Raw genomic sequence first — 6941 nt, forward strand, 5'->3', positions numbered from 1 at the left:
TATGAAAGGATATAAGAATCTATGAAAAAATTATTGACAGGGAACGAGGCAATAGCCCGTGGTGCTTATGAAGCGGGAGTAGTGTATGCATCAGCGTATCCCGGAACACCAAGCACCGAAATATTAGAAAATGTAGCAACGTATAAAGAAGATATAATAGCAGAGTGGGCTAACAATGAAAAGGTTGCATTAGAAGCGGTAATCGGAGCATCCATGGCAGGCGGAAGAAGCTTGGCTGCAATGAAGCACGTGGGAGTAAACGTAGCCGCAGATCCATTGTTTACAGTGGCATATACAGGAGTATACGGGGGATTGGTATTAGTAACTGCCGATGAACCCGGACAACATTCATCCCAAAACGAACAGGACAACCGTAACTATGCAAAATCAGCTAAAATTCCTATGTTAGAGCCGGCAGATGCGCAAGAATCAAAAGATATGACTAAGCTTGCATTTGAATTAAGCGAAAAATACGATACACCTGTTTTATTAAGAACAACAACAAGAGTATGTCATTCAAAAGCAATAGTAGAATGCAATGACAGAGAAGAAAAAGAAATAATACCATACAAAAAGGATATTAACAAATACGTAACAGTACCTGCAATAGCAAGAAAGCTTAGAGTAAAAGTAGAAGAAAGACAAAAGAAACTATTAGAATTTTCCAACACAACCGAATTAAACTTTTTTGAATGGAATGATAAAAAGATTGGTGTTATTGCTTCGGGAGTATGCTACAGTTATGCAAAAGAAGTGTTCGGAAATTCAGCTTCATATTTAAAAATAGGGTTCTCGCAGCCCCTTCCGACAGAAAAAATCAGAGAATTCTGTTCAAAAGTAGAAAAAGTATACGTAATAGAAGAGAATGACCCATATATCGAAGAACAAGTAAAAATATTAGGCTTAAAATGCTTTGGAAAGGATGTATTCCCACCGTACGGCGAAATGCTGCCTGAAGTTATAAGAAAGTCAGTATTCGGAGAAACACTTCCGACAGTACAATACGATGAAAAAGAAGTAGTAAACAGACCCCCTACACTATGTGCAGGCTGCCCTCACAGAGGATTCTATTATGAGCTTGGAAAGAAGAAAAACGTATTAGTATCCGGAGACATAGGATGCTACTCATTAGCATTTGCAGAACCATACAATTGTACAGATCAGAATATATGTATGGGTGCAAGCATCAGCGTGGGACACGGCGCTCAAAAAGTATTCAACAAGGCAGAAAACAACAAAATGAGAGTAGTGTCATGCTTAGGAGACTCAACATTTTTCCACACAGGTATAAATTCACTTATAAACGTAGCTTATAATAAAAGCAATACAGTTAACGTAATATTGGACAACCGTATAACAGGTATGACAGGGCATCAGGAAAATCCCGGCTCGGGTTATACATTACAGGGGGAAAAAACAGAAGAATTAAATATAGAAGCAGTAGTTAGGGCTTTAGGATTCAAAAATGTGGTTGTAATCAATCCAAATGATTTAAAGGCAGTTAAAAATTCCATCGAGTGGGCTTTAAGCCTGGACGAGCCGTCAGTAATAATAACGAGATGGCCATGCGTATTAAAGAAGTTTTCTCCGGAAGACAAGGAAGAGTTCAAGAATTTATTTACGGACAAATACAGCGTGGACAAAGAAAAATGTATAGGCTGCAGAGCTTGTATAAGAACGGGATGTCCTGCGATATCATTTGATAAAGAAACAAAGAAGTCGACGATAGATTATAACGCATGTGTAGGATGCTCGGTATGCTCACAGGTATGTCCTACAAAAGCGATAGGAAAGGTGGAAGCATAATGACAAAGAGTATTTTATTAGTCGGAGTAGGCGGACAAGGAACAATATTAGCGAGCAAGCTTTTAACGACGGGACTGATGGAAGCAGGATACGACGTAAAGATGAGCGAAATACACGGCATGAGTCAAAGAGGAGGTTCGGTATCATCACAGGTAAGATACGGAGAAAAAGTAGAATCACCCGTAATAGAGCTTGGAAGTGCCGACATATTAGTATCATTTGAAAAAATGGAAGCATTGAGATATTTGAATTACATTAAAACAGAAGGAAAAGTGGTGGTAAATGATTTTGAAATCAATTCAATGCCCATACTATCCGGAAAGGCAGACTATCCTCAAAATGCATTAAAAGTACTTCAGGAAAAAGCAAATACAATTGTAATAGATGCTGCGGCAGAAGCAGAAAAATTAGGGAATCAAAAGGTAATGAATATGATACTTCTCGGTACGATTATAAAGGCTATGGGTCTTGAAGAAATAGACTGGGAAAAAATATTAAAGGATAATTTAAAAGAAAAATTGGTGGACGTGAACATTAAAGCGTTAAAAGCGGGAATGAATTTAGTGTAAGATTTTTAATCGGACGTTTCCGGACGTTATATGAGCCGATTCACGGCACAGCGCCGGATATAGCAGGTATGGGTATAGCAAATCCGTTGGCTTCATTCGCTGCCGTAGAAATGATGTTGAGAATTGGTCTTAACCTGCATGAAGAAGCAGCTGCAATTGACAGGGCAATAAACAAGGTGCTTCATGACGGTTATCGTACAGGTGATATATTTATGCCGGGGAATACAAAGGTCACTACAAAAGAAATGGGTGAGCTTACCGTGGAAAGAATAACAAAATGAGGAGGATACAATGGGATTAAGCATAACGAATAAAATTTTAAAAAGCCATTTACTTGAAGGAAATATGCTACCCGGTGAACAGATAACCGTCATGGTTGACCAAACACTCGGTCATGACCTGACCGGAATAATGGCAGCTCAGGTTCTGGAAAGTGTAGGTGCCGACAAAGTAAAAACCGAAGTGTCCGTATTTTATTGTGATCACAACACATTGGTTGTATCTTCTGAAAATGCAGATGACCATTTATATTTAAAAACTGCCGCAGAAAGGTACGGAATTTATTTTTCTAAACCGGGAAACGGCATATGTCACTTCCTTCATTGTCAAAGATTCGCAAAGCCGGGCAAAATAATGCTGGGAGCTGACAGTCACACTCCTACATCAGGTGCGTTAGGCATGATTGCAATCGGAAGCGGAGGACTTACCGTTGCAAAAAGTATGCTTGGAGAAGGCTTCAGGATGACTACACCAAAGGTTATCAATATAAAGCTCAGCGGAAATTTGGATTCAGGTGTTGCCGCTAAGGATATTGCGCTGGAAGCGCTTAGAATATTGACGGTTAAAGGCGGAATAGGATCAATTATTGAATTCACCGGAGAAGGCGTTAAAACGCTTTCGGTTCCCGAAAGAGCTACTTTAGCCAACATGTCAATTGAGATGGGGGCCACCACGGGAGTATTTCCAAGCGATGATGTTACGAAGCAGTTTTTAAAAGCTCAGGATAGAGAAAATGATTGGGTTGAGCTGTCGGCTGATGAAAATGCCCAATATGACAGAGTGATTGAAATTGATTTAAGCACTTTAGAACCATTGATTGCCAAGCCGCACATGCCCGATTTGGTAGCTAATGCTAAAGAAGTACAAGACGTGAAACCAAATTCAGTATTTATAGGAAGCTGTACTAATGCATCCTATTCGGATATATTGAAGGCGTCAAAAATATTGAAGGGACGCAAGGTACACAAGGACATTGATTTAACGGTTGCGCCCGGTTCAAAACAAGTATTGGAAACCTTGATAAAGGATGGAGTGTTAGCAGATCTGGTAGAATCAGGAGCAAGAATATTAGAATGTGCATGCGGACCGTGTATTGGTATAGGTCAGGTGCCTTGTGCCAATGGAATTTCAGTCAGAACTTCAAATCGTAATTTCCCCGGCAGAAGCGGGTGCCAAAGTGCTTCGGTATATTTAGCAAGTCCGGAGACAGCAGCGGCTACAGCGGTAACAGGACATATTACAGACCCGAGAGATATTATGGATTTAAGTATTTTGGCTGATTGCAAGGAACCGGTAACATATAAGGTTGATGACAGCTCCATTATTAAGCCTGAAGATGTAACTGATTATAAGGAAGTAAAGGTTGTTAAGGGCGAAAATATAAGTGAGCTTCCTATGAGGGGACCTCTTCGTGATAAAATAGAAGCGGTTTCTGTTATAAAATTAGGAGACAATGTAACTACCGATGATATTATACCGGGCGGCTCCAATATATTAAAATATATTGCAAACATACCGATGTTTGCAGAATATACATTCTGTTATACAGACCCCACATTTGTTGAAAGAATTAAAAAGCTTAAGAATTCGGTTATAATAGGCGGTGAAAATTACGGACAGGGTTCAAGCCGGGAACATGCTGCTATGCTTCCCATGTTTTTTGGAACAGAAGTGGTGTTTGCAAAATCATTTGCGAGAATACACAAGGAGAATTTAATTAATTACGGCATTCTTCCGCTTATATTTAAGAATAAAGATGATTACGATAAAATTGATATGAATGATACATTTGTTATTGAAAATGTGTTTGAGCAGGCGGAGGTCGGAGAAGTTCTTGTTAAGGTTCCGAACAAGAATTTTAAGTTCACAACCTTGTTGGAGGTATCGGCATACGATTTAAATGTTTTAAAGCAGGGCGGAGCGTTGAATTATTTAAAGAATAAGCTTAAGCATTAAAGTATACAATTGATTTTTAGTTAATAATTAAGTATAATAAATATGTTCAGTGAATTGCTGGACATATTTAATTTTAAGTTTAAATATGAGGAGAACGTATGAAAAAAGGTGACTTTTTATGGTTAGCGGCATTATCTGTATGGGTGTTCATTTTAGTGATACCGTTCAGCAGAGAAATATTTATGGAATTTTCAGGAGCACATCCGTATATCAGTGGTTTTATAAAATTTGGAATACTTGCATCGATGGGTGATTTGTTAGGAACGAGATTGGCAAAAGGTAAGTACATTATACCTAAAGGAGTTATAGCGAGAGCAGCTGTCTGGGGATTTATCGGTATGATGGTTTCATTAGTGTTTACTGTAGTTATGGAAGGGATAGGCACAGCTCAAAAGCTTAACATGCTTCCGCTTGAAGGTACAAAATTGGCACAGGCGTTTTTTGGAAGTGCATTTATGAATTTAACCTTCGGACCAATGATGATGGCATTCCATAGATTTACAGATTTATATATTGATGCAATATATGAGAAAAAGAAAAATATTAAATTAAGCAGCTTGGTAGACAAGGTTGATTGGCATGCGCTGGTTGAATTCAGTTGGGTTAAAATGTGTACATTATTCTGGATACCGGCACATACTTTTGTTTTTATGCTCCCTAAGGAGTTGAGAGTATTGGTTTCAGCATTTTTATCGATTGCCCTCGGTTTATTGCTGGCTATAGCAAGGAAAGAAAAGAAGAATGCTTAATAAGCATTAATAAACGGGAGTTTTTATGCCTACAACTTATGCACACTATACCTTTGGGCAAAAGGTATTAAAAAATTTAAACGATGAAATAAAAAATATAATTAATGAAAATATAGATTTATATAATACCGGACTACACGGTCCGGATATTTTATTTTATCATAAACCGTTAAAACCCAATCCCATAAGCAGGATGGGACACTATTTACATGAGCAGCCGGCAAATATATTTTTTGAAAATGCGAGAAATGTAATAATAAACAGCGATGATTTTAACGCTTCATGCTCGTATATTATGGGATTTATATGTCATTTTATGTTAGACAGCCACTGTCATCCTTATATCAGGTTAGTTGAAAGTGATAAGCTGACACACGGTGAAATTGAAACGGAATTTGACAGGTTTATCATGCTTAAGCATAACAAGAAGCCTGTTTCTTTCAGACCGGTTTCTCATATAATTCCAAGTGAGTACAGTGCCGGGATAATTTCAAGCTTTTTTGAGGGTATTTCAAGTGAAAATATATTACGGTCGTTAAAGTCAATGAAATTTAATTTAAATTTGCTTGTTGCACCGTCCATATTAAAACGATATATAATTTTTAGCGGCTTAAAGTTGTCAGGCAATTATAAAAAGATGAGAGGCCTAATAATGAATTATGAGTCAAATGTAGAGTGTATTGAATTAAATAAAAATCTTTGCGATTTGTATAAAAAAGCGACGGTTAAGGCAATTGAATCAATACATGAATACTATAATAGTTTAAATACCAAGAACAATGTTAATTCATATTTCAACAGAAATTTCGGATAGCTTTTTTTAGACGCATTAATTTTTGATTTTCACACCTAATTTTAAGTATTACATAATATAATATACAATACTTATTATGTAGAGGGTGTGAACATATGGTTAATAATAATGAATTTATAAATAGTCAGACATATCGGAATTTGCAGGATGCGCTACAAAGAGAATTGACCTTTAGCACAAGCTATAGAATTTATGAAGAAAACGCCAGAGCTGAAGATTATCAGCAGATAGGCAATATTTTCGGGATTACTGCCGGAAACGAGATGGAGCACGCTGTAATTTGGTCAAGGTTTTTGATGGGAGACATACCTGATACTCTTACAAATTTACAGAGAGCAGCAGAGGAAGAAAATTTTGAAGGAACAGACTTGTATTTAGAATACGGACGTGTAGCAAGAGAGGAAGGATATACCGACATAGCAAATATGTTTGAGGGAGTTGCCGCAATAGAAAGGCATCATTATTACAGATTTAACGCATTGGCTGATAATATTATAAATAATCAGGTATTTTGCAAGCAGGTAAGTACTGTATGGGTTTGCCTAAAATGCGGTAATCTGGTATGGAGTGAATGTGCTCCCGAGGTTTGCCCTATCTGCTTTTATCCACAAGGCTTCTATGAGTTGAACTGTGAAAATTATTAAGGCGGGTCAATCGGCTGTCATCAAGAAGAGCGAGCCAAATGGCTCGCTCAGACTGCTGACAAAGTCAGCAGCAAGTAACAAAAATTACGAAAACTTAACAGAGAAACAGTTGGAAAACCAACAG

Annotated in this window: 7 protein-coding genes; all 7 read left to right on the forward strand. The window is 37.7% G+C overall.

The genetic code is table 11. The features are described from left to right. Nucleotides 1-21 precede the first annotated feature (21 nt). Nucleotides 22-1806, forward strand: a complete 1785-nt coding sequence (iorA, locus tag HZF24_RS06695) for an indolepyruvate ferredoxin oxidoreductase subunit alpha (RefSeq protein ID WP_179237516.1) — start codon at nucleotides 22-24, stop codon at nucleotides 1804-1806. Further along, a complete protein-coding gene (locus tag HZF24_RS06700; protein ID WP_179237517.1) occupies nucleotides 1806-2375 on the forward strand; it encodes an indolepyruvate oxidoreductase subunit beta in 570 nt (189 codons plus the stop codon). The genes iorA and HZF24_RS06700 overlap by 1 nt, the downstream gene beginning before the upstream one ends. Before the next feature lie 8 nt (nucleotides 2376-2383). Next, the gene (locus tag HZF24_RS06705) at nucleotides 2384-2656 is read left to right on the forward strand and encodes an isocitrate/isopropylmalate family dehydrogenase (RefSeq protein WP_322790727.1); all 273 of its coding nucleotides are present in this window, start codon (nucleotides 2384-2386) and stop codon (nucleotides 2654-2656) included. 10 nt (nucleotides 2657-2666) lie between these two features. Further along, complete coding sequence (locus tag HZF24_RS06710; RefSeq protein WP_179237519.1) at nucleotides 2667-4610, forward strand: aconitate hydratase; 1944 nt, start codon at nucleotides 2667-2669, stop codon at nucleotides 4608-4610. Nucleotides 4611-4708: 98 nt separating this feature from the next. Then, a complete protein-coding gene (locus tag HZF24_RS06715) occupies nucleotides 4709-5359 on the forward strand; it encodes a hypothetical protein (RefSeq protein WP_179237520.1) in 651 nt (216 codons plus the stop codon). 25 nt (nucleotides 5360-5384) lie between these two features. Then, a complete protein-coding gene (locus tag HZF24_RS06720; RefSeq protein ID WP_179237521.1) occupies nucleotides 5385-6173 on the forward strand; it encodes a zinc dependent phospholipase C family protein in 789 nt (262 codons plus the stop codon). A gap of 95 nt (nucleotides 6174-6268) precedes the next feature. After that, nucleotides 6269-6817 carry a rubrerythrin family protein gene (locus HZF24_RS06725; RefSeq protein WP_179237522.1) on the forward strand — a complete coding sequence of 183 codons (549 nt, stop codon included), beginning with the start codon at nucleotides 6269-6271 and terminating at the stop codon, nucleotides 6815-6817. The last annotated feature ends 124 nt before the right edge of the window (nucleotides 6818-6941 follow it).

This window comes from Sedimentibacter hydroxybenzoicus DSM 7310, from assembly GCF_013403245.1.
Taxonomy (GTDB): Bacteria; Bacillota; Clostridia; order Tissierellales; family Sedimentibacteraceae; genus Sedimentibacter; species Sedimentibacter hydroxybenzoicus.

Excerpts from the sequence above, each read along its gene's own strand:
- HZF24_RS06720 (WP_179237521.1), top strand. The coding sequence starts at position 5,385 with ATGCCTACAACTTATGCACACTATACCTTTGGGCAAAAGGTATTAAAA.
- HZF24_RS06700 (WP_179237517.1), top strand. The coding sequence starts at position 1,806 with ATGACAAAGAGTATTTTATTAGTCGGAGTAGGCGGACAAGGAACAATA.
- HZF24_RS06715 (WP_179237520.1), top strand. The coding sequence starts at position 4,709 with ATGAAAAAAGGTGACTTTTTATGGTTAGCGGCATTATCTGTATGGGTG.
- HZF24_RS06725 (WP_179237522.1), top strand. The coding sequence starts at position 6,269 with ATGGTTAATAATAATGAATTTATAAATAGTCAGACATATCGGAATTTG.
- HZF24_RS06710 (WP_179237519.1), top strand. The coding sequence starts at position 2,667 with ATGGGATTAAGCATAACGAATAAAATTTTAAAAAGCCATTTACTTGAA.
- iorA (WP_179237516.1), top strand. The coding sequence starts at position 22 with ATGAAAAAATTATTGACAGGGAACGAGGCAATAGCCCGTGGTGCTTAT.